General features: G+C 69.2%; 21 protein-coding genes. 12 read left to right on the top strand and 9 right to left on the bottom strand.

The features are described 5' to 3' along the window. The first annotated feature begins 6 nt into the window (after positions 1–6). The 10 genes from ACZ9GM_RS08575 to ACZ9GM_RS08530 all read left to right on the top strand — a co-directional run bounded on the left by ACZ9GM_RS08575 (position 7) and on the right by ACZ9GM_RS08530 (position 9,948). The gene (locus ACZ9GM_RS08575; RefSeq protein ID WP_476037639.1) at positions 7–1,020 is read left to right on the top strand and encodes a sugar ABC transporter substrate-binding protein; all 1,014 of its coding nucleotides are present in this window, start codon (positions 7–9) and stop codon (positions 1,018–1,020) included. Further along, a complete protein-coding gene (locus tag ACZ9GM_RS08570) occupies positions 1,017–2,075 on the top strand; it encodes an ABC transporter permease (protein ID WP_476037638.1) in 1,059 nt (352 codons plus the stop codon). The genes ACZ9GM_RS08575 and ACZ9GM_RS08570 overlap by 4 nt, the downstream gene beginning before the upstream one ends. After that, the gene (locus ACZ9GM_RS08565) at positions 2,072–2,839 is read left to right on the top strand and encodes an ATP-binding cassette domain-containing protein (RefSeq protein ID WP_291473340.1); all 768 of its coding nucleotides are present in this window, start codon (positions 2,072–2,074) and stop codon (positions 2,837–2,839) included. Before ACZ9GM_RS08570 ends, ACZ9GM_RS08565 begins: the two co-directional genes overlap by 4 nt. Before the next feature lie 145 nt (positions 2,840–2,984). Then, on the top strand, positions 2,985–3,680 hold the full coding sequence (locus tag ACZ9GM_RS08560; protein ID WP_476037637.1) for an ABC transporter ATP-binding protein: 696 nt from the start codon (positions 2,985–2,987) through the stop codon (positions 3,678–3,680). Further along, complete coding sequence (locus tag ACZ9GM_RS08555; protein ID WP_476037636.1) at positions 3,680–6,271, top strand: ABC transporter permease; 2,592 nt, start codon at positions 3,680–3,682, stop codon at positions 6,269–6,271. The genes ACZ9GM_RS08560 and ACZ9GM_RS08555 overlap by 1 nt, the downstream gene beginning before the upstream one ends. Next, the gene (locus tag ACZ9GM_RS08550; RefSeq protein ID WP_291473343.1) at positions 6,268–6,618 is read left to right on the top strand and encodes a hypothetical protein; all 351 of its coding nucleotides are present in this window, start codon (positions 6,268–6,270) and stop codon (positions 6,616–6,618) included. Before ACZ9GM_RS08555 ends, ACZ9GM_RS08550 begins: the two co-directional genes overlap by 4 nt. Positions 6,619–6,622: 4 nt before the next feature. Next, positions 6,623–7,687, top strand: coding sequence for a hypothetical protein (locus ACZ9GM_RS08545; RefSeq protein WP_476037635.1), 1,065 nt, complete (start codon positions 6,623–6,625; stop codon positions 7,685–7,687). A 375-nt stretch (positions 7,688–8,062) separates the two neighbouring features. Further along, on the top strand, positions 8,063–8,392 hold the full coding sequence (locus tag ACZ9GM_RS08540; RefSeq protein WP_476038333.1) for a protein kinase domain-containing protein: 330 nt from the start codon (positions 8,063–8,065) through the stop codon (positions 8,390–8,392). A 231-nt stretch (positions 8,393–8,623) separates the two neighbouring features. Beyond that, entirely contained in the window at positions 8,624–8,944 is a 321-nt protein-coding gene (locus tag ACZ9GM_RS08535; protein ID WP_476037634.1) for a hypothetical protein, read from the top strand. 98 nt (positions 8,945–9,042) lie between these two features. Then, the gene (locus ACZ9GM_RS08530) at positions 9,043–9,948 is read left to right on the top strand and encodes a hypothetical protein (RefSeq protein ID WP_476037633.1); all 906 of its coding nucleotides are present in this window, start codon (positions 9,043–9,045) and stop codon (positions 9,946–9,948) included. Between the two features lie 7 nt (positions 9,949–9,955). Here ACZ9GM_RS08530 and ACZ9GM_RS08525 read toward each other — a convergent pair whose 3' ends face one another. From ACZ9GM_RS08525 to ACZ9GM_RS08505, 5 genes are read right to left on the bottom strand one after another with little or no spacing between them, the layout of a single operon-like run. After that, positions 9,956–11,728 carry an FUSC family protein gene (locus ACZ9GM_RS08525; protein ID WP_476037632.1) on the bottom strand — a complete coding sequence of 591 codons (1,773 nt, stop codon included), beginning with the start codon at positions 11,726–11,728 and terminating at the stop codon, positions 9,956–9,958. A 49-nt stretch (positions 11,729–11,777) separates the two neighbouring features. Further along, entirely contained in the window at positions 11,778–13,064 is a 1,287-nt protein-coding gene (locus tag ACZ9GM_RS08520) for a hypothetical protein (RefSeq protein ID WP_476037631.1), read from the bottom strand. Between the two features lie 11 nt (positions 13,065–13,075). Then, on the bottom strand, positions 13,076–13,303 hold the full coding sequence (locus ACZ9GM_RS08515) for a hypothetical protein (RefSeq protein ID WP_291473349.1): 228 nt from the start codon (positions 13,301–13,303) through the stop codon (positions 13,076–13,078). A gap of 9 nt (positions 13,304–13,312) precedes the next feature. Beyond that, entirely contained in the window at positions 13,313–14,296 is a 984-nt protein-coding gene (locus ACZ9GM_RS08510) for a C40 family peptidase (protein WP_476037630.1), read from the bottom strand. Further along, positions 14,293–14,598: a hypothetical protein gene (locus ACZ9GM_RS08505; protein WP_476037629.1), complete on the bottom strand. Its 306-nt coding sequence runs from the start codon at positions 14,596–14,598 to the stop codon at positions 14,293–14,295. The genes ACZ9GM_RS08510 and ACZ9GM_RS08505 overlap by 4 nt, the downstream gene beginning before the upstream one ends. A 62-nt stretch (positions 14,599–14,660) precedes the next feature. Here ACZ9GM_RS08505 and upp point away from each other — a divergent pair, with 62 nt between their 5' ends. After that, a complete protein-coding gene (gene upp / locus ACZ9GM_RS08500) occupies positions 14,661–15,308 on the top strand; it encodes a uracil phosphoribosyltransferase (protein WP_291473352.1) in 648 nt (215 codons plus the stop codon). Between the two features lie 6 nt (positions 15,309–15,314). Here upp and ACZ9GM_RS08495 read toward each other — a convergent pair whose 3' ends face one another. From ACZ9GM_RS08495 to ACZ9GM_RS08485, 3 genes are read right to left on the bottom strand one after another with little or no spacing between them, the layout of a single operon-like run. Continuing rightward, positions 15,315–17,126 (bottom strand): hypothetical protein, encoded by a 1,812-nt coding sequence (locus tag ACZ9GM_RS08495; protein WP_476037628.1) that lies wholly within the window; start codon positions 17,124–17,126, stop codon positions 15,315–15,317. A gap of 48 nt (positions 17,127–17,174) precedes the next feature. Next, positions 17,175–18,755 carry a phospho-sugar mutase gene (locus ACZ9GM_RS08490; RefSeq protein WP_291473354.1) on the bottom strand — a complete coding sequence of 527 codons (1,581 nt, stop codon included), beginning with the start codon at positions 18,753–18,755 and terminating at the stop codon, positions 17,175–17,177. After that, positions 18,752–19,582, bottom strand: coding sequence for a purine-nucleoside phosphorylase (locus ACZ9GM_RS08485; protein WP_291473355.1), 831 nt, complete (start codon positions 19,580–19,582; stop codon positions 18,752–18,754). Before ACZ9GM_RS08485 ends, ACZ9GM_RS08490 begins: the two co-directional genes overlap by 4 nt. A 142-nt stretch (positions 19,583–19,724) precedes the next feature. Between ACZ9GM_RS08485 and ACZ9GM_RS08480 the strand changes: the two genes are divergently transcribed. Further along, positions 19,725–20,918: an amidohydrolase gene (locus ACZ9GM_RS08480; RefSeq protein WP_291473356.1), complete on the top strand. Its 1,194-nt coding sequence runs from the start codon at positions 19,725–19,727 to the stop codon at positions 20,916–20,918. A 160-nt stretch (positions 20,919–21,078) separates the two neighbouring features. On the opposite strand, the gene ACZ9GM_RS08475 is transcribed toward ACZ9GM_RS08480, so the two are convergent. Beyond that, positions 21,079–21,735, bottom strand: coding sequence for a DUF1707 SHOCT-like domain-containing protein (locus ACZ9GM_RS08475; protein WP_476037626.1), 657 nt, complete (start codon positions 21,733–21,735; stop codon positions 21,079–21,081). Positions 21,736–21,740: the final 5 nt, after the last annotated feature.

Below are 21,740 nucleotides of genomic sequence, written 5' to 3'. Positions count from 1 at the left end.
GTTGTGATGTTCAAGAAGACCCTCAGGACCGTTGCTGCCGCCATGACGGCAGCCCTCGCAGTGTCCCTCGCCGCCTGCTCCTCCACCGGCGGTGCGCCGCGTGACAACGGCGACGGCTCCGGCGGTGGCACCGTCGACACCCCCCGCTACGTCGTCAGCATGGTCAGCCACGGCGCGCCGGGTGACACCTTCTGGGACCTCGTCCGCAAGGGTGCCGAGGACGCCGCGCAGAAGGACAACATCGAGCTGCGCTACAGCTCCGACCCGCAGGCTCCCAACCAGGCCGCCCTCGTGCAGAACGCCATCGACTCCAACGTCGACGGCATCGCCGTGACCATGCCGAACGCCTCCGCCATCGGCCCGGTCGCCAAGAAGGCCGTCAACGCCGGTATCCCGGTCGTCGGCCTCAATGCCGGCATGGAGCAGTACGAGAAGTACGGGCTCACCGGATTCTTCGGGCAGGAGGAGGGCGTCGCCGGTCAGCGGGCCGGTGAACGCCTCAACGACGAGGGGGCCAAGAAGGTCCTCTGCGTCATCCACGAGCAGGGCAACCAGTCACAGGAGGACCGCTGCGCCGGTGTGAAGAAGGGCCTCGGCGGTACCGGCACCGTCGAGACGCTCTACGTCAACGGCCAGGAACTCACCTCGGTCCAGTCGACCATCAAGGCCAAGCTCGCCCAGGACAGCTCCATCGACTGGATCATGTCCCTGGTCACCCCGGTCGGCCTCGTCGCCGCCCAGGCCGCCGAAGAGGCCGGCCGCAACCCCGGTGAGGACGTGCAGATCGGCACCTTCGACACGAACGCCGAGCTCGTCCCTGCGATCGAGAGCGGCGACATCTCCTTCGCCGTCGACCAGCAGCCCTACCTGCAGGGCTACATGGCGGTCGACTCGCTGTGGCTCGCCAAGCGCAACGGCACCACCGTCGGCGGTGGACGCCCCGTCTACACCGGCCCGAGCTTCGTCGACGCCGACAACATCGACACCATCTCCGAGGCGGCCAAGGAAGGCCTGCGATGAGCGTCCCCTCCACCCAGGTGACCGCGGAGATCTCCGCGGAGACCACCACCCCGCGCACCCGCCGGGGCCTCGACAAGCTCATGCACCGCCCTGAGCTCGCCAGTGTCATCGGCGCGGTCGGCGTCTTCGTGCTGTTCATGATCGTCGCGCCGAGCTTCCGCTCCTTCGACTCCTTCGCGACGGTCCTCTACGTCTCCTCCACCCTCGGTATCGTCGCCCTGGCCGTCGGCCTGCTGATGATCGCCGACGAGTTCGACCTGTCCACCGGTGTGGGCGTGACGACCACGGCCCTGGCCGCCACGATGATGAACTACCAGTGGCACCTGCAGTCCTGGGTCGGCTCGCTGCTCGCCCTGGTGCTCGCCCTGGCCATCGGCTTCTTCAACGGCTGGATGGTCACCAAGACCGGTGTGCCCAGCTTCCTCATCACGCTGGCGACCTTCCTCATGCTCCAGGGGCTCAACCTGGCGCTGACCAAGCGGATCATGGACGCGGTCTCCACCAAGTCCATCGCGGACATGCAGGGCTTCGAGTTCTGCCGGAAGCTCTTCGCCGGCCAGTGGGACATCTTCGGCGTCACCCTGAAGGTCACGGTCTTCTGGTGGATCCTCTTCGTCCTCGTGGCACACTTCGTCCTGTTCAAGACGAAGTTCGGCAACTGGATCTTCGCTGTCGGAGGCAACCCGGAGGCCGCCCGTGCCGTCGGTGTGCCGGTCGACCGGGTGAAGATCACCCTGTTCATGGTCGTCGCTGCGTCCTGCTGGTTCGTCGGTCAGCACAATCTCTACGAGTTCGACTCGATCCAGGCCGGACAGGGTGTCGGCAACGAGTTCTTCTACATCATCGCCGCCGTCGTCGGCGGTGTGGCGATGACCGGTGGCAAGGGAACGGCGATCGGCACCGCGATCGGTGCCCTGATCTACGGCATGACCACCCAGGGCATCGTCTACGCCGGCTGGAACCCGGACTGGCTGAAGTTCTTCGTCGGCGGCGTCCTGCTGCTGGCCGTCCTGTCCAACCGTTCCTTCTCGAAGTTCACGGAGGCCCGCAAATGAGTGAAGAGCACATCATCGAACTCCGTGGCGTCGGCAAAGCATACGGCGCCTTCCGTGCGCTGAGCGACATCAACCTCTCCGTCGACGCCGGCACCGTGACCTGCGTCCTCGGTGACAACGGTGCCGGTAAGTCGACGCTGATCAAGATCCTCGCCGGGCTGCACAAGCCCACCGAGGGCGAGATCCTCGTCGACGGGGAAGAGGTGAGCTTCGGCTCCCCGCGTGACTCCCTCGACCACGGCATCGCGACCGTCTACCAGGACCTCGCCGTTGTCGGTGACATGCCGGTGTGGCGCAACTTCTTCCTCGGCCAGGAACTCACCGGCCGGTTCGGGAAGATGCGTGAGGCCGAGATGCGGGAGATCACCCGTGAGCGGCTCCACCATATGGGCATCGACCTGCCGGATGTGGCGGTCCCGATCGCCTCACTGTCCGGTGGTCAGCGCCAGGTCGTCGCCATCGCCCGCGCCATGTACTTCGGCGCCCGCCTGCTCATCCTCGACGAGCCGACCGCGGCCCTCGGTGTGAAGCAGTCCGGCATGGTGCTGCGGTTCGTCGCCGCAGCCCGTGACGAGGGGCTCGGCGTCATCTTCATCACCCACAACCCGCACCACGCGCACCTGGTCGGTGACCGGTTCGTCCTGCTGAACCTGGGACGCCAGAAGATGGACGCCACCCGCGACGAGGTCACCCTCGACGAGCTGACCCTCGAGATGGCCGGCGGTGGGGAACTGTCCTCCCTGGCGCACGAACTGGAGCGGTGAACGGAACCCGCTACAGCGGTTGGGGAAAGAAAAGTACCTGGCAGGGACAGGTTTCCGGAAAACTTCCGAATAGGTGAGGCGCGCCCGCTAAAGGTAGGCTACATTCAGTTGCATCCGCACTGACTGATCCGAGGAGCCTCCGCACGTGTCACACGCCTCATCGCCGGTCCGCGCCGCCGGCCTGTCCCGGTACTTCCGTTCCGGTGACGAGACCGTCACCGCCGTCGACGATGTCTCGCTGACGGTCGAACCCGGGGAGATCGCCGTCGTCATCGGCCCCTCGGGCTCGGGGAAGTCCACCCTCCTGCAACTGCTCGCCGGACTCGACCGCCCGGACGCCGGCAGTGTCGCCATCGGCGGCGTCAACCTCGGCGGCCTGCGGGACAAGGCCCTGACCCGGCTGCGCCGCGACCGGGTCGGCTTCATCTTCCAGGACTTCCAGCTGCTGCCCCGGATGACCGCCCGTCAGAACATCACCCTGCCGGTCCGTCTCGCCGGACATTCCGTGGATGACGCCGAGGTCGACTCGCTGGCGGAGTCGCTCGGCATCTCGCACCGTCTCGACCACCGGCCCAGTGAGCTCTCCGGAGGCCAGCAGCAGCGCGTCGCTGTCGCCCGGGCCCTGCTGAGCCAGCCCGACATCATCTTCGCCGATGAACCGACCGGGGCACTGGACTCCGCCACCGCCGGGGACCTGGTGGATCTGTTCACCTGGGCGGCCCGGAACCGGCAGCAGAGTTTCGTCATCGTCACCCACGACGACCGCATCGCCGCACGCGCGGACTCGGTCCACCGGATGGCCGACGGGCGGCTCACCTCCGACGTCGGAGCGGGCGCCTGATGCGTGTCCCCACCACCCTGTCCCTCGTCGGGCATGAGCTCGCGGCATTCCGCCGCACCCGCGCACTGCTCGTCGCCGTGCTGCTCGGTGGCATCCTCGTCGTCGTCGGCAGCGTCCTGGGAACCACCCTCGACAACCGCGTCGACGCCGGCGCCGGGATCAGCTACGAGGGCGCTGACCTCGTGGTGCGCGCCCAGACCGGCGCCGGGACCGGCGTCGGAGGAGAGGACGCCGACCCGACTGCCGCCGGTGGCGGGGCCGGCATGTCCCCGGGGGACGTGGACAGTCTCGGTGCTCTCGACGGCGTGGCCTCGGCGGACGGACTCACCCGCGCCCGGGCCGCCCTGTGGGCCGGTGGGAAGGTCACCCCGACCGTTATCGAGTCACTGCCCGCGGAGAACTTCCGCTGGCAGGACCTCACCGACGGCGCCTACCCGCAGACCGGCACCGAGGTCGCGCTGAGCAGGGAGACCATGGAATCCACCGGGCTCAGTCTCGGTGACGAGGTCACGATGGGCACCGATGAATCCGGCACCGGCGACTTCACGGTCGTCGGTGAGGTCGACACCCGTGGTGCCCTGGACTACACGGGCACCGACTACGCGGTCGTCACCCCGGAACTCGCGCAGGCCTTCGCCGGCACCGACGGGTCCAATGAAGTGCGCATCGCCCTGGAACCGGATGCCGACGTCCGGGCGGTCACCGACGAGATCAACGCCACGGTCCCGGGCAACTGGCCGGAGACCACCGCCGCACTCGTGACGTCTACCAAGACCCTCTACGACACCGGCCTGTCCATCCTGTCGTTCACCGTCAACGGGTTCGCACTGATCACCGCCTTCGTCGCTCTGACGGTGCTGGGCACCGTGATCTGGGCGTCCCTGCCGGGACGCCGGCGCCAGCTCGCGCTGATGCGGCTCATCGGCGCCTCCCGGACCCAGATCAGTGCGGTCCTCTTCCTCGAGTCCGCGCTCATCGCCCTGGTCGGCGGACTGCTGGCGGTCCCGGTCGGCATCGGCCTGGCCTACCTGGCCACCCCACTGCTCGGCATGGTCCCCGGCGTCCCGGAGATCCCCTGGTCCCAGGTGGTCGTCCCGGTGGCCCCGCTCATCGCGGTCCCGGTCGTCGCCGTCCTCGGTGCCCTGGTGGCCGTGGCAGGACCCGCGGTCGCCGGTGGTCGTGTCTCCCCGGCGGATTCACTGCGCCGGTCCACCGGTGCCGGCCAGGCACGGCCGAAGGCCGTCACCGCCCGGCTGGCGGCCGTCGTCGTGCTCGCCGCCCTCGCCCTGCTCATGTCCCGGTTCGCCGGGTCCGGTGCGACGGTCGTGGTCGGGGTGCTCTTCGCCCTCGCGCTCGCCCTCGCCGTTCCGGCACTGTGCTGGGCGGCGGCGGGTCTCGCAGGACGGCTCATCGGTGACCGGCATCCGCTCGGGGAGATCGGTGCGGCGGAGATCCGCAGCTTCCCGGGGCGGACCGCCGCCACCGGGATGGCCGTGGTGCTCGCCGCGGCGGTCATGGCGGTCAGCTGGGTCAGTCTGGCGTCGGTCTCCGCGATCGCGGACGCCCGCTCCAGCGACGACCCCGGCCCGGAGATCATGGTCGGCGCCTACTCAGGATCCGCCCCGCTCGACACCGTCGTGCTGGAGGCACTTGACCAGGTCGAAGGGACCGACGGTACCGTACCGGTCACCATGGGCCAGATGCGGTTGACCGGGGAACCCTCGCCGGAGTCGGCGTCCTCCCCGGGGCAGGCCCGCAGCGAGACCCGGCTGATCACCGACATGGTCGCCGGTCACGCCGAGGACTTCGGGAAGGTCACCGACGGCCGGTTCCCCCTGGCGGAGTCCGACCCGGATGCGGTGTACCTTCCCGCCTCCGAGCAGGCACCGTTCCGTGACGGATCGACGGTCACTCTCACCGGCCCCACCGGGGAACGTGCACTGACCGTGCACTACGTCGCCGACCTGCCGCTGTCCGGCCTCATCGACCCCTCGGTGACCTCGGCGGTCGGCATCACGACCGCCCCCTCGGCGATGTGGGTCCGGGTCGACGGCGACGCCGACCGTGGCGACGTGCTGACATCGGTGCGCACCGTGGCCACCATCGGTGGTGATCTGCCGGTCACCGGCACCGCCGTCACCGACGCGAAGGTCGACACCATGGTAGACACGGCGCGGGTCATCGCCACGGCGATGCTCGCGGTCGCCGTGGTCATCGCGGTCCTCGGTGCCGTCGTCACCCTGACGACGAGCCTGCGGGACCGGTCCGGCGAGTTCGCGGTCCTGCGGCTGCTGGGCATGGAAGGCGCCCAGTTGCGCCGCCTGGTGGGCTCGGAGACCGTTGTCGTCGGTGCGGTGAGCGTGCTCATCGGACTGGCGGCCGGCGTCCTGCTGGGATGCGTGACCGCCGGCGCCGTCGCCGGGGCACTGGGGGTGGGGACGCATATCGCCGTCCCCCTCATCGCCCTGGCCGTCATGGGTGTGGTGACCGTCGTCGCGCTGCGCGCTGCGGTCACCGGCCCGGTCGACAAGATTTCACTCGTCCCTCCGGCCGATGCGCTGCGGGACGCCAACCTGGGAGGAAACCAGTGACCCATTCACGAACCGGGCGGTGGAAGGCCTGCGTCGCCACCGCCGCCCTCGCCCTGACCGTGGGCGCCACCGGAACCGGGACGGCCGTCGCGCAGTCCACGGAACCGCCGGCGTCAGGCTCCGTGTCTGTCCCGGCGTCCGCCATGCAGGAAGCGACTCCTGCGACCGGGGAGGCCGGCCCCGCCGATGAGGAGGCCGCCCCGCAGGACGACCCGCACAAGAACGACATCTGGGTACCGGACTGGATGCTTCTGGTCATAGCCGGTCTCGTCGTCGCCGCCGCCGTCTCGGTGGCCACCCAGTCCTATCTTCGTTTCGCCACCACCCGCAGAGATCTGGAGGGTTAGCCCCATGCCGAAAAACTCCACCATCGTCCGGACCGCGGCCTGCGGCTCCGTCGCCGCTCTCGGACTCGGGCTCGCCCCGGTGTCCGTTCTCCCGCAGGCGCTCGCCGCCCCCGCCACCGCCCAGCAGACCTACAACTGCGCGGTCACCGTCGACGAGAACCCCACCGAGCCCAGCTACATGGACCTCACCGCCAGCATCACCCTGAACCTGCCCGACCAGGTCGCCGCGGGTGACACCTTCTCCGTCGACGGCACCTTCCAGGTGCAGCTGCCCGGCGAGATCGGCGCACTGTTCGCCGGCTACTTCCCGTTCGCCCAGGTCACCTCGGATGCGCTGACGCTGCCGGTCAATGTCGCCGGCGAGGACCAGCTGGTCGCCGCGTCCCGCATCGACAGCGGGCGGGTGGACACCCGCAACCTGCCGGTCGTCTTCAACAGCAGCTTCAGCACCGACCAGATCACCGTCCCGGCGGACGCCCGGGGTGAGGTGGCCTTCGGTATGCCGCGCAATGACAGCGTCCCGTCGCTCAACGAGGAGGGTATGGCCGCCTTCACCGCGACGCTGTTCGCCGAAGGTGGTCTGGTGCCCGGCTATGACAAGGGCACCGACCGCGTCTCCTGCAAGTCCGCGTCGGGCGAGTCCGCCCCGATCGGTTCTGTCCCGGTGTCCGGGGCCGCAGCAGGTACCGGTGGGGGAGCTCCCGCAGTGACGTCCGGTGCCACCGGTACCGCCGGTACGGCTGCCGGTGGTGCGGCGACAGGCGGCGCGAACCGTATCGCCGCCGCCCAGGACGCGGACGCGGCCGGGGACGACAAGGAGAACAAGGACGACACCGGGAACACCGATAACGCAGCCGACTCGTCTCAGGTCGACCAGGCGCTGGCGGACCAGCTGCGCCTGATGTCGATGAACCAGGCTGCCTCGAACAACAGCAACGACGGCGGGGCCTACATATCCAAGGCGGCCGTGGGCTGGGGGACTCTCGGCATCGTCGTCGCCTCGGTACTGTTCACCGTCCTGACCAATGTCCGCACCCGCCGACTGGAGCGCGCCGAGGACGAGTACTGACATTCCCGGCTCCGACCTCGTCGGATAGGATGGGCTGGTCGACACGCGGGCCTTCCGGGCGCAGCGCACGGAACGCACGGAGGAACAGTGGCGCAGGACGCGGTACACCCCCGGCCAGATGGTCGTGGACGATCTCATCGGGCACCGCGTCGCCCTCGACCCGGGCAGACCCTGATGACCGGGCGCTCGGCGTCCTTCCCGGTCGGGGAGGGCGCCGAGTTCATGGACCGGAGGTTCCTCCCGTCCTCGACGACGGCATCGACCTCGGCACGATGACGGTGGGACGCTTCGAGGCGGGCGAGGAGCAGAAATTGCTCCTGCAGGCCCTCGCCGCCTCGCTTACCGCGAACCCCGGCGCCGGGACAGACAAGGTTCCTGGCCTGCCTGGAGGAACGGCACAGCCTCACCGACCTCACCCAGACCGGCAAGGGCGGCATGGGGCGGGTCTACCGGGCCCGCGACCGGGATCTCAACCGGTGGGTCGCGGTGAAGGTACTGGAGAGTGCCGGTGCCCCCCCCGACAGCCTGCAGCGTTTCCGGCAGGAGAGTCGGATCCTCGGGCAGCTGCGTCATCCTGCGATCGTCAGCGTGCACTCGGCACGGACCTCGCCGGAGGGGGTGGCGTATTCCGCCATGGACTATGTCGAAGGCGGTGACCTCGGGGCACTCATCGCCTCACGGCGCAGGTCATCCACTGTGATATGACGCCGGCGAATATCCTCGTGCCGGACCGCGCCCACCGCGACAGTGCATGGAGTGTCCCGCTGCTCACCGACTTCGGCATCAGCCTCACCCAGGACGGGACCCGCCTGACCTCCGCAGGATTCCTCATCGGCACCGACCGGTACATGGCCCCGGAGCAGTTCCGGTCGGTCCAGGTCGGACCGGTGCCGGGGAGTCCGTGGACCTCTACGCCTTCGCCTCATCGTCTTCGAGATGCTCACCCTCCGGTCACTGCGCGATACCATGAGCCAGGAAGCCTGGCATTTCGTCCGGCGGTTCCCCGAGGTGCCCGCCCACGCACTGGCCGGCCCGGACCAGGTCAGGGCGCAGGCGGAGGCCGCCGCGACCCGCGACCGGCTCGGATCGAGTCAGCAGCTCCAGGTGTGGTCCGACGGGGAGTGCGTCATCAAGATCGGTCCGGTGGGTGATGCACAGGTCGCGCTGTCGCAGGCGGCAGGGAAGGCCAGGTATTCGCTGCTGCTGTCGGCGGAGAACGCAGAGGACGATCTCAGAGGCATTCCGGTCTGTTCATGACATTCCCGTGAGATTCCCGACGAATTTTCAGGTTGATGTATTAGTGTTTCACTCTGTCAATAATGAGTAGGGTTCACTCACCGAGAACCAGAACGGACGTGACCAGAGCAATGCCCAACTACGACCTGTACACCGAGCTGGGGCTGGACAAGGACATGCCGCCCGCGGAAATCGGGACGCTGCTCGACGGACGGATCAACGGACTCGTCGGCCAGGGTTATCCGACGAACTCCCCGGAGGTCGACCAGCTCGCGACGGCACGGGCAATCCTCTCCGACCCCTCCAAGCGCAACACCTACGAGGCTGCGCTGGCCGGTCCCGACGGCGTCATCGACGTCTCCTGGCTGCACCAGCTCGCCGACAGCCCTGCTGCGTCCTCGGTGCCCTCTGCGTCCTCTGCGTCCTCGGTGTCCTCGGAGTCCTCTTCGTCGGGCTCCTCCGCGGTCCCGTCCTACGACGCCGCGTCGACCGGTGTGATCAACGCCTCCGGCGATGCAGGGTCTTCCTCTTTCCCGGAGGACGCCGCCCCGGCCCACGCCGCCGGCTCCGCGCAGAGCCCCTACGGTCAGTACAGCGGCTACAGCGAGCAGGGCCAGTCGCCCTACGGCCAGTCCCAGTTCGCGCAGTCCGGGCAGCAGGGTCAGTACGGCCAGCAGCAGTTCAGCTCCGGCAACTTCGGTGCCCCGGTGCAGCCGGCCCCGGCCAAGGCGCAGTTCAACACCGCGCAGCTGTCCGTTGCCGGTCGCGACCGGTCGCAGTCGAAGGTCTACCTGGCCTGCCTGGGCATCATGGTTATCGGCATGATCTACCCGCTGATCCTCATGTTCACCGCCGACGACGGTGACCTCAGCATCTTCAAGGGCATCCTGTTCGCCATCGCCCACACTGCCGCCTGGGTCGGCATCGCCGAGATCATCTGGGGCGTGCGTCGCATCGTCGCCCCGGAGGAGGAGAAGGAGGACGACGACGTTGTCTCCTCCTCCTCCGCCGACTCCGGCAGGTAGCGGGGGATCAGGACGTCGCTGCCTGCCGGGCGTCCTTCACCGTCGCCGCCAGCCGCGTGATCTCCTCCGGGGTCGCCGGGCGGTCACCGACGGCGGTGCAGAAGTCCAGCAGTCCGTAGCCGGAGCGCTGGATCACCAGGTGACGCGGCCAGTGCCGGTCAGCGAAACCGGCGGCGTCCAGGGCGACGGACTGCGCGGCACGACGCTCGCTGAGCAGCTCGTACTGCAGGTCGCGGCGCTGGGACAGGGCGTCCTGCACCGAGGGGGCGGTCATCAACTCACCGAGCAGCGCACCCATCGCCTCGAAGGAACGGTTGACCAGCCGTTGCGCATGACGGACCGTGGCAGCGCGCGGGTACAGCCACAGCACGCCGAGGGAACACACCGTCGCCAGCCCGATCTCCGCCCAGCGGGCGCTGATCACCTCGCCGAGCGGCAGGTGGATCGTGCCGCCCATGAGCAGGGCCAGGGAGGTCGAGGACACCACCGTGAGCGCGTAGTTCTTCACGACGAAGACCTCGGCGAAAAACTGGCAGACCGCCAGGGCCAGCAGCAGCGTCCAGTCGTGGACACCCAGCAGGTGAAGGATTGCGAAGATACCCACACCCACCACCGAACCGATGACGCGGTGCAGACCACGGATTGTTCCCGAGCGACGCTCCGGACCCCACTGCAGCACCAGCATCGCCGAGAGCACCGCCCAGTCCGGCCGGTCGAAACCGCAGGCGATGCCCAGCACACCGGCACCCAGGCAGGCCACGGTGACCTTGATCGACGCCATCGTCGCCCGTGAATACCAGTGCAGTGAGCGGTACACGCGGTAGCGTATCGACGGCCGGGCCAACGGCACGTTGTGCCGGGAGAGGTCGATGTAGTTCGGGGTGTCGGTGAGCTCCTCGGCGGCGGAACCGTCGCGGCGTCCGACCGAGGGGTTGCTCCGGGCCAGCCGCACATGGGCGGTGAGGGTGCGCTGCACCAGCTCTTCACTGAGAGTTCCGGGTTGGTCGGGGCAGGCATGGGATGTGCTCTCTCCGCCGCGGGCGTGACCGGCGTCGAAGAGGGTGTACCAGGTAGTTACGAGCAGCGTCTCGACCTGGTGGGTGCGGGCGACGGTGGGGGCGGGATCCGTGGCGTAGGACGCCACCGCCTTCTCCAGGCGTTCCACCGCGGTGATCTCCGGGCGGTGCAGACCCCACAGGGCAGGAACCATGCCGATGAGGATGGCAGTTACGGCGCCGAGGAGGGCCCAGCCGCCGACTTCGACCGGGTTCATGCCCTGCTTGGCGACCATCGTCGCGCCACCGGAGACCATGATGATGAAGAAGCCGCCCGGCGGGGGAAGACGCAGGGCGTTCTGCATGAACACCACCAGAGCGGAGACGGCGGTGGCGTAGAGCGCGATGAGCAGCATCCACCAGTCGGACCCACCGGCGTCGATCGCGGGCCAGACCACCGAGCCCACGAAAGCACCCGCCATCTGTCCCAGGGAGAGAAGCAGCCCGGCGGTGACCATGATCTTCAACCGGGATCGGAACGGGTGGCCCTCACCGTAGATGACGGCGAAGGAGCCACCGGTGATGAGCAGCATCTGCTGTTCGTAGCCCAGCAGCAGCGCGGTACCGGCGGGGATCGCCACAGCCAGGGCGGCCCGCAGGGCACCTGGCCAGGTCGGACGCGGGTTGTGGATCGCGGTGAGCAGGGCCCACCATCCCGGGGAGGTGGGGATAGCGTCGGGGGCCGGAGTTCCGGATGTCGGGGACGGGGGAGTCGGGCTGGTCACCGGTCAACTATAGGACCACGAGCTACCGGATCCCGCGCGGTGGGCAGGCTCAGAACTTCGTGAAACGCTCGGTGAGACGACGCTCCATCTCGCCCCAGCCCTCAGCCTCCTCGTCGAAGGGGGCGGTCGGGGTGCCGGAGGACGGGGAGCCGAGCATGTAGGCCACGTAATCCTGCAGCCGCGGGTAGGCCAGCAGCACCTTGTTCACGGAGTCATCGTCGGCCCAGTCGGCGGCGTCGGCGACGAGCTCGTAGGCGCGGCTCAGCTGGTCGGTGTCGACGGCATCGGTGCCCTTGGCGATGTCCTCACGCAGGCCGGTGAAACCGTACTCGTTCGACGGGTGGACGCTGACCTCCAGCTCACCGGCATTGGCCAAGGTGACCAGGTCGTCCCAGGTCTCGAAGTGGGAGAGGTCGTGGTCCTTGGCGTCCACGATCCACCGGACCAGGGACCGGCCCGAAGTGAAGGTGTGGATCTGGCCGTTCTCGCCGAGGAAGACCGGCTCGCGGTCGCCGACGTAGCAGCGCAGGGTGTAGACGGTCGTGCCGTCGACGGTGATACGTACCGGGTCGATACCGGCGGCGGCCCAGGGGGTCGAGTCGTAGGGGTCGGCGTCCTGGGCTGTGGTCTCGGCGGTCTCGGCGGTCTCGGCGGCCTCGGAGGCGTCCTGCTCGGCGACGGCAGCAGCGGCGTCCGCCTCCTTCTTCGCGTCCTCGGCGGCGGTGATGTCGTCCTCGGCGGTGGCCAGCGACTTCTCGTCGACGTCGGGGGAGACGATCTGCTCGTCGACGAGCTCCAGGATGTCCTTCCAGTTGCCCAGCACCGTGTAACCGACGTTGGACCACTCGCCGAGACCGTTCTCACCGTTGTAGTGGTCGGCGCCGCGGGAGGTGTTGCCGAGGATGGAGTAGGAGCGGAACCAGGAGTTGATCTTCTCGATGCCGCAGACCGCGCCGAAGGACTTCATGACGTCGAATGCGGAGGCGACGGCCTTGACGTTGTCGAAGGAGGGGCGGCCGGCGAGGTTGTTCGGGACCTCGATGAAGCTGATCTTCCCGGACTTGCGGGGGGTGACCTTCGCGGCGGCGTTCTCGGTGAACGAGGCCCACTTCGGATGGTCGGTGAGATCGTGGGCGTCAGCACCCTTGTGGTCCCGGATCCAGGCGAGCAGTGCAGCAGGGGACTCGAAGCCGAACACCCCGGAATCGTCACCGAGGAATGCCTGCCACTGTTCGCCCCGGGCGGTCCATCCCGGAGCCCAGAGAGTGAAGAAGGTTCCGTTGGTGGTCTCGAGTTCGAGGGGGACGATTCCGTGGTCTGCCGAGCGTTCTGCCATGGACGGCAATTCTAGCGGGCGGAGCGTGGTGGTGCGACGGTCTGTGCCCCCGACGTGTCGGTGGCTCCGGGGGAACCCCCGGCGGCGCTCCGGTGAGCAGCACCGGGAGCGGCACCGAAGAGACTCCGGTCCAGGACCGCGGGCACCGTCGGAGGGGGAGTACCGAGGAACTGACTGGCGTGGTAGCCGGGGTCGGGCGGGGTGGAGGTGATCCGGGCGAGTCCGGAGCGGTTCTGCATCGTGTTCTCCTATCCGGTGGGTCGGTAGAAGCCGTGGAAGGCCATACCGATGTTCTCGGTACGTACCGGCGACATCTGCACCGGGTCACCGGCCTCGATCATCATGCCGTCGCCGGTGACCATGGCGACATGGCCGTCCCACACTGCCAGGTCACCGGGTGCGAGCTGGTCCATCGGCACCTGCGGCCCGACGGCCTGGGCACTGGCGGTCCGGGGGATGTCGACACCCGCCTGGCCGTAGGCCCACTGGGTCAGCCCGGAGCAGTCGAGTCCCTGGCCGGGCACTGTTCCGCCCCAGGAGTACGGGGTGCCCAGCGCCGTCGTCGCCGCTTCGACCGCCGCGGCGGCTTCCGGGGTGGGCGCGCCGACTACGTCGCCGGAACTGTCCGTAGGCTCCGTTGACCCGGTGCCGGACGCCGTACCGGATACCGGGGACGCTGTGGGCGTCTGTGCCCCTGAGTCCTCCGGCACCCCCGACAGTGCCGAGGGTGAGGCCGGGGCAACCGGGGATGCGGCGTCCACCGTCTCCACCTGAGATGCCAGACCATCCAACTCGGACTCCAGCACGGTGAGCCGCTCCGCGGCCCGGCCCAGGTGCTCCCAGCCGATCTGTGCGGCGGCAGCCCCGGTCGTCGGATTCAGCGGGGAGACCATGAGCAGTGCGACGATCTCGCGGGCGCACTGCCCGGCGATGAGGGTGATGTCGTCGGCTGCCCGGGTCACCGCCGCGACCGCCTCCTCGGCCAGCACCTCCAGGTCGCCGGACAACCGGAGCAGCTCCACCGCCCGCTGTCCGGCGTCCGCCAGGGTGGAGACCACCGCTGTTCCGGCGGCACCGGCGACCGCGGACTCCGCCAGAGAGGGAAGGCCCGACAGTGCATCACCAAGACCGGCGTCCTCCAGCAGGGACGTGAGTGGATGGATACCGGGGGCCGGCGCAGCGGGGATGAGCTGGGCGACCGGGGTGACCAGGGCGGTGAGGTCCGGGATCATGACGGACCTCCGGTGAACGTACTGAAACTGTCGGCTGCCGCGTCCTCCTGGCGGGTCAGTGCTCCGGCAAGCGTGGTGAGGGAGGCCCCGGCGTCCGCGTAGAAGCGGGCGAAGTCGTTTGCGGCGGCGGCCTGCCGAGTCCGGGCGGCGGTGAGCGCGGTGAGGAAGCGCGACGCCTGGGGGAGCGCGAACACCGGCGGCCCCTCACCCGGGTCGGTCCCGGCGGCGAGGCGTCCGGCGGTCAGCGCCGCCCGGTCGGCGACGGCGGTCAGTGCGGCGGGTTCAGCTGTGATTCCGGTCATGTCATTGTTTGACTCCGGTTGCGGTGCGGTGGTTCCCCGCGTGGCCAAGTATTTTGGAACGCATGGAGATTGTCGAGGTAAACCATCCGCTCGTCGCCTCACGGCTGACGATCATGCGGGACGCCCGGACCGACAACGCCGCCTTCCGCGCGGCGCTCGCTGACCTGGGGATGATGCTCATCTACGAGGCGTCCCGGGACCTTCCGGTCGAGACGTTCAACGTGACGACCCCGGTGGCCGTCGCGGAAGGACGCCGCCTGCAGGATCCGCCGATCATCGTGCCGATCATCCGCGCCGGGCTCGGCATGGTCGATCCCGCACTGTCGATGATCCCGGACGCCCAGGTCGGTTTCATCGGCATGGCGCGTGACGAGAAGACCCACGAGCCGGTGCCGTACCTGGAGGCACTGCCGGAGGATCTCACCGGACGCACGGTGTTCCTGGTGGACCCGATGCTGGCGACCGGTGGCTCGCTGATCCACGCGCTGCGGCTGCTCGCGGGTCGTGGCGCCACGGACATCACCGTGGTGTGCATGGTCTCGGCGGTGCCGGGCGTGGAGACGGTCCGCGATTCGGGGCTGCCGGTCGGTCGCCTGATCACGGCGACGATCGACCCGGGCCTCAACGAGGACGCCTACATCGTCCCGGGTCTGGGCGACGCAGGCGACCGGCTCTACGGGCCGCGCAACATCGACCTCGACGAGCTGTAGGGACGGTCAGTCCCGGTCCGCTGACTCCGACGGCTCTGACTGGTCTGACGGCTCAGACTGCTCAGCCTTTTCGTCCTCGCACGAGGGGGACAGTGGCTCGAGGATGCTCGACACACTGAATTGACCGGTGAGGATGTAGCGTCCCGGCTCGTCGAAGCGAACCGTGGTCCAGTCCTCGTCCTCGGTCGGGACCAGGCAGGCGGTGACCGGATCGGCGTCCGGCGACGGGGAGGTCGTGGCCGACGCAGAAGTCGACGCAGAAGCCGACGCAGAAGCCGTGGCCGGCGTACTCCCCGGCACCTGCGTGGCGGTGAGGTACCGGTTCGGGCGGATACGGATCAGGTGCTCCTCGCCCACGGCGTTCTCGGGAACCTCCACCGTCATCTCCGACGGGGTGGTCTCCAGCAGGCGCAGCGGGGAGGGGACGATCGGGGTCGGCTCGTCGACCTCGTAGAGGGTCCAGTCGTCATTGCCCCAGACCCGGTTCAGGTACGGCAGGCCCTCATTGATGAGCTCGGCCTCGGGACGCTGCTGCAGGATCGGCTTGTCGGCCACCGCCACGAACGCCACCGCGTTGTCCGTCAGCCAGTCCTGGTAGGACTCCTCGTGCAGGGCGTCCTTGTCGAAGAAGACGGAGTTGTAGCGCATGTCGGACTGGTTCTCCCAGCCACGTGCCAGCGGGGCGGAGTCGGTGAGCAGGTAGGCGCCGGCATGGGTGTCCGTGTCCACCAGTTCGACGCGGTGGTTCTCGATCCGGCCGTCGTCGGCGAGCTCGTCGAGCTGCGAGGTCAGTGGCGCGTACAGGGTCTCAGGGTTCTCGCCGTCCGTGACCGACACCTGGTCGTAGAGGGCGTAGAACAGCCCGTAGACCAGTGCCGGGGACAGCAGCAGTGCCAGCACCTTCGGCGACTTCAGGGAGAAGAACAGCACCACGCAGGGCAGGACGAACAGGAAGAACCGGCCCAGGTTCGACCCCACCCCGGTCGGGATGATGAACAGGACAGTGGCGACGACGATCCCCAGTGGGGCGATCCACTGTGCGGGGACGTGGTTGGTCGCCACGGGGCTGTCCAGTGCGAGGATTGCGCCGATGCCTATGACCAGGTACCAGAGGAAGCTGGTCACCGGGTAGGGCTGCTGGCCGGGTGCACCGAAGAGCAGGTAGGGCAGCGCGACGCCCAGTGCGGCGCCACCGATGGCCCACCACAGCCGTGCGTTGCGGTACCGGCGGACGAGGAAGAACGGCAGCAGGACCATCCCGACGAACGCGGGGACCAGGGCACTGGCCAGGCCCGAGACCACCAGGAGCAGCGCACCGGTCACCGGCCGCTTTCTCTGGAACACCCACACCGCGAGCATCGCGATCGCCGCGCCGGTGGCGAAGGTGACCCGGCCGGAGAACATGTTCAGCACCGCAGACAGGGCCACGGCCCAGGTCAGCAGGGTGGGGTGCGTCGCATTGCGGGATACCGGGTACGCCAGCGCGGAGATGATGACGGTGCACAGGCACAGCAGGAACAGGGAACCGAACCAGGAGGTCAGCGTCGGAACGATGAGCGAGTAGCTGCCCGGGGAGACACCACCGAACCAGTCGAACCAGTAGCTGACGCCCACCCCGGCCCGGTGCGCGGACTCGCGGGCCAGCGCGGCCTGCAGGTCCCGCATCGGCGGGTCGATGATCCACAGCAGGACAGCGGCGAGGACGGACAGGGCCAGCGGCATCCAGGGGATCCACGGCCACCGCGGCAGGGGACGTCCTGAGCCCTCGCCCCGGTCCTCGTGGGTGGTGCTGGTCGACGACGCGGACTCTCCGTTCACCGGGGGTCTCCTGTCTCTGGGGCGGGGCGGATCAGATTCGTGCGCGGGTCACTGTCCGGCGAGGCGTCGGACGGTGGCCGTCAGCTCCGCGAGTGCGGATTCCACAACGGTGCCGGACACGGCACCCTGGGTAGTGTCCGGCACGGGACCGGCGACCTGGAGGTAGAACTTCGCCTTCGGTTCGGTCCCGGACGGGCGGACCACCACACGGTAGTCCAGTCCCCGCCCGTCATTCCAGACGATGCGGAAGCCGGCATCCTTCCCCGCGGTCGGATCCAGCGCGGTGACCGCGGTCGACGCGTCCCCGCTGAGACCTTCCGGCGGTTCCGTCGCCCACCGCGCGACCAGTGTGGACGCGGCCTGGGGTCCGCTGAGACGCACCGACACCTGGGCGGTGCGCACCGGACCGTAGAGCTCGTCGAGTGTGACGAGTTCATCACGCAGGGTGCGTCCCTGTGCCTTGAGTGCGGCGGCCCATACCGCGGCGACGAGTGCCGTGGCGACCCCGTCCTTGTCCGCGACCAGTGAGGGGGCGGGGCAGGAACCGATGGCCTCCTCGTATGCGAAGGCCAGCTCGCCGTCGGTGTCGTCGGCGGCGCGGGCCAGGTGCTTGAATCCGGTGAGCGTCTCCCGGAACTCCCAGCCGGACGCCGCGGCGATGCGCTCCAGCAGCCCGGAGGAGACGACTGTCGTCGCGACGACCGGGGCAGGACCGGCCTTGTCGTCACCGCCGTCATGCGCCGGGACGAGGTGTCGTGCCAGCAGCGGGCCGGTCTCGTCGCCGCGCAGCATGCGGTAGCCGCGCGGGTCATCGGGGTCGGGGATGCCGAGCATGCAGCGGTCGGCGTCCGGATCCAGGGCGATGAGCAGGTCAGGACGCTTCGACGGGCCGGACGCCGCTGCGGTCTCCAGCAGCGCATCGCAGGTGCCCGGCTCCTCCGGGTTGGGGAAGGAGACCGTGGGAAACTCCGGGTCCGGCCAGCGCTGCGAGGCGACTGCCGCGGGGGCGGTGAACCCGGCGCCACGGAAGACCTCGGTGAGTACCGTGCCGCCCACCCCGTGCAGCGGAGTGAACAGGACGCGCAGGTTGCGTCGGGCGGCCAGTACCGCGCTGTCGCCCGAGCCGACGAGGCCGGTCACCGCGGTGACGTAACCGTCGACGGCGTGGATGTCCAGGTGCACATCCGGGGAGCGGGGGATTTCCGTGGCGGGCGGGGTCGCGGCGATACACGCCTCGATCTCCCGGTCCGCCGGGCTCACCAGCTGGGACCCGCCGGCGAGGTAGAGCTTGTAGCCGTTGTCGGCCTTGGGGTTGTGGCTGGCGGTGATCTGCACTCCGGCGTCCAGGTCACGGTCGCGGACCAGCCAGGCGAGCACCGGTGTCGGGGCGGGCAGCGGCAGCACCACGACCTGACAGCCGGCACCGGCGAAGGTCTCCGCGGCGGCCCGGGCCATGGCATTGGAGCCGTAGCGGGCGTCGAAACCCACGGCGACGCGGGGGCTTCCGATGCCCTGCTTCTTGAGCCAGGCGGCGACACCGGCGGTTGCCCGGGTGACGGTGGAGACATTCATCCGGTCCTCACCGGGGCCGACAGGGGCGCGCAGGCCCGCGGTTCCGAAGGTGATCACAGCGAGGTCACCGCCTCGGAGGCGACGAGCTCCGCCAGCAGCCCACCCATGTCCTCGGCGGCGGCCGCACCGGCGGCCAGCACCTCCTCATGGTTCAGCGGCTCACCGGTCACCCCGGCGGCCAGGTTCGTGACCAGGGAGATGCCCAGGACCTCCACGTCGGCGGCACGCGCGGCGATGGTCTCGTAGACCGTCGACATGCCCACCAGGCCCGCACCGCAGGTCCGCAGCATGTGGATTTCGGCCGGCGTCTCGTACTGCGGGCCCGGCATCATCGCGTACACCGCCTCACGCATCCCCGGACGCAGCTCCTGCACGATCTTCCGCAGGCGCGGCGCGTAGGCGTCCACCATGTTGACGAACTCCGCGCCGACGAGCGGGGACCGCATCGTCATATTGAGGTGGTCGCTGATGAGCACAGGCTCGCCGACGCTCATGCCCTCGGTCAGCCCACCGGCGGCGTTGGTCAGCACCACGGTGCCCACCCCGGCCGCCGCGGCGGTGCGCACGGCGTGGACGATGCGCCACAGCTCGTGGCCCTCGTAGGCGTGGGTGCGTCCCAGGAGAACGAGGACGCGGCGTCCTCCCAGCTCCAGGCTGCGGACCGTGCCACCGTGGCCCTCGGCGGTCGGCGGCAGGAAGCCGGGGAGATCGGACATCGGGAACTCGACGACCTCGGCGTCCCCGCAGAGCACGTCGGCGGCGGGACGCCAGCCTGAACCGAGCACCACGGCGATGTCATGGGCGTCGCGCCCGGTGCGTTCGGCGAGGGCGGCGGCTGCCCGGGAGGCGAGTTCCGGCGGAGTTTCGAGGGGAGAGGCAGTCATGAGGTCAAGCATAGGTCGAGGACCGGACGGCACGGGGAGCGAGTCAGGAGCGGGAGGGGAGAGGGAGGGGATGTGGTGGGGAGGTCAGGGACGACTAGAGTGGGGAGGTCACTGTCTGTCTCGTGGAGGAGCCCTACGACCCGTGAGTACCCCCGGCGCCGTTCAATCGGCTGTCAACACCTGGTTGGTCGACCACCACGACGACGTCATCGGCTGGCGCCGCCACCTCCACTCCCACCCCGAGCTGTCCCATGACGAGGTGCAGACCACCGCGTTCCTTGATGCCACACTGCGTGGCGTCGGCCTGGAGCCGGTGCTGCTGCCCGGCACCGGCCTTATCGTCGACATCGGAGGGACGCCCGACCAGCCGGCCGTGGCCTTCCGCGCCGACATCGACGCCCTGCCGGTCACCGAGGTCACCGGACTGGAGTTCGCATCGAAGAACCCGGGCGTCATGCACGCCTGCGGCCACGACATCCACACCACCGTGGTGCTCTCCCTGGCGTGCGCCCTGGCGGAATACGACCGGACCGAGGGCCTGGACCAGCGGGTGCGTTGCATCTTCCAGCCTGCCGAGGAGGTCCTCGACGGTGGTGCGACCGACGTCATCCGCGCCGGGGCGCTGCAGGGCGTGAGCCACATCTTCGCCGTCCACGCCGAGCCGAAACTGCGCGCGGGGCAGGTCGGGGTGCGTGCCGGAGCCATCACCTCGGCGACCGATGTCGTCGAGATCATCGTCAAGGGCCCGGGCGGGCACACCTCGCGTCCCCATCTCACCGCGGACGCCATCTACGCCGCCGGCCTGCTCATCACCGGTCTGCCCGGGCTGCTGTCGCGCCGGGTCGATCCACGCACCGGCACCGTGCTGACCTTCGGTGCGGTCAACGGTGGAGCGGCGTTCAACGCCATGCCGCAGGAGGTCTCCCTGCTGGGGACGCTGCGCACCGGCAGCCCGCTGGTGTGGCGTCAGCTCGGGGACCTGTTCCCTGAACTGGTCGACCAGCTGCTGGCGCCGACCGGGACGACCGCGGAGATCCGGCACACCAAGGGTGTTCCGCCGGTCACCAACGACGACGCCTGCACCGCCCTGATGGCCCAGGCTGTCAAGGACATGGACCCGCATGCGCTGCAGGAGGCGCCGCAGTCCTCCGGCGGCGAGGACTTCAGCTGGTATCTGGAGCATGTGCCGGGGTCGATGGCCCGACTGGGTGCGTGGAACGGCCGGGGGGAGAAGGCCGACCTGCACCAGGCGGACATCATCTTCGACGAGGCCTGCCTGCCGGTCGGCGTGCGCCTGTTCGCCGGCGTGCTCGAGGAGTTCCGGAACCTGGGGTAGGGGACCGGTTCACCCGATGTGGTGGACGCCGCGTTCCTCGGCGACGCTGAACACCTCGGTCAGCCTCCCGGTGGCGAAGCGCACGGCGACACCGTCGTCGAGTCCGATCCCGGGTACGAGACGCCCCTGGGCGATGAGGTCGGCTCGGTCGCGGCGGGTTTCACTTCCGCTTCCGCCACTGGTCCCAGCCGTTGTTGACGGTGCGGCCGGCCCTGCCCATTGCCCGGTGCGCGAAGTCGAGGGCGTCGGTGGTCATCTCTGTCTGCTTGATCTTGCGCTGGGCCTTCTTCTCCTCGAGCTGCAGCTGGTGCGCCTGGCGCATCTTCTTCACCCGGGCCCGTTCCAGCGCCTCCGGGGAGGGGACGTACCAGGACGCAGGCCCGACCTTCATTACGTAGAGGAGAATCGCCACGACGGCGATCAGCGCCGCCGGGATCACCGACAGTGGCCCGTTGATGACCGCCGCCACCGCGCCGAGCGAGATACCGGTCAGCGCCATGATCCCGGCCCGCGGATTCGCCCCACGCCGGTGCTGCTCGGCGATCTCCCCGGCGGAGTACACCGCGATATCCGTTCCGGGGGAGGACGCCGGGCCCGACTGTGACCCGGGCAGCACCGGCAGGTCGCTGAACTGCTCGTCGATCTCACCCCGGGTCATCGCCCCCGCAAGCACCCGGCACCGCTCGTCGTACTCGGTGATGCTGAGCCGGCCGTCGGCGAAGTGCACGCCGAGCAGGTTGATGGCGTGATCACGGTCGGCGTCCCCGATCCGGACGTGGCTGCCCCGGGACGCTGCACCTCGGCGGGGGTCATTCATGTTTC

The organism is Corynebacterium sp. UD i78 (assembly GCF_056280545.1).
Note: the sequence above shows the minus strand (reverse complement) of the source record. Positions and strands in the feature narration are given on the sequence as shown.

Bases quoted from the DNA above. Each gene is read 5' to 3' on its own strand.
- upp (WP_291473352.1), top strand. From the start codon at position 14,661: ATGGAGATTGTCGAGGTAAACCATCCGCTCGTCGCCTCACGGCTGACG.
- ACZ9GM_RS08485 (WP_291473355.1), bottom strand. From the start codon at position 19,582: ATGACTGCCTCTCCCCTCGAAACTCCGCCGGAACTCGCCTCCCGGGCA.
- ACZ9GM_RS08520 (WP_476037631.1), bottom strand. From the start codon at position 13,064: ATGGCAGAACGCTCGGCAGACCACGGAATCGTCCCCCTCGAACTCGAG.
- ACZ9GM_RS08575 (WP_476037639.1), top strand. From the start codon at position 7: ATGTTCAAGAAGACCCTCAGGACCGTTGCTGCCGCCATGACGGCAGCC.
- ACZ9GM_RS08545 (WP_476037635.1), top strand. From the start codon at position 6,623: ATGCCGAAAAACTCCACCATCGTCCGGACCGCGGCCTGCGGCTCCGTC.
- ACZ9GM_RS08535 (WP_476037634.1), top strand. From the start codon at position 8,624: ATGCTCACCCTCCGGTCACTGCGCGATACCATGAGCCAGGAAGCCTGG.
- ACZ9GM_RS08505 (WP_476037629.1), bottom strand. From the start codon at position 14,598: ATGACCGGAATCACAGCTGAACCCGCCGCACTGACCGCCGTCGCCGAC.
- ACZ9GM_RS08510 (WP_476037630.1), bottom strand. From the start codon at position 14,296: ATGATCCCGGACCTCACCGCCCTGGTCACCCCGGTCGCCCAGCTCATC.
- ACZ9GM_RS08570 (WP_476037638.1), top strand. From the start codon at position 1,017: ATGAGCGTCCCCTCCACCCAGGTGACCGCGGAGATCTCCGCGGAGACC.
- ACZ9GM_RS08515 (WP_291473349.1), bottom strand. From the start codon at position 13,303: ATGCAGAACCGCTCCGGACTCGCCCGGATCACCTCCACCCCGCCCGAC.
- ACZ9GM_RS08555 (WP_476037636.1), top strand. From the start codon at position 3,680: ATGCGTGTCCCCACCACCCTGTCCCTCGTCGGGCATGAGCTCGCGGCA.
- ACZ9GM_RS08475 (WP_476037626.1), bottom strand. From the start codon at position 21,735: ATGAATGACCCCCGCCGAGGTGCAGCGTCCCGGGGCAGCCACGTCCGG.
- ACZ9GM_RS08565 (WP_291473340.1), top strand. From the start codon at position 2,072: ATGAGTGAAGAGCACATCATCGAACTCCGTGGCGTCGGCAAAGCATAC.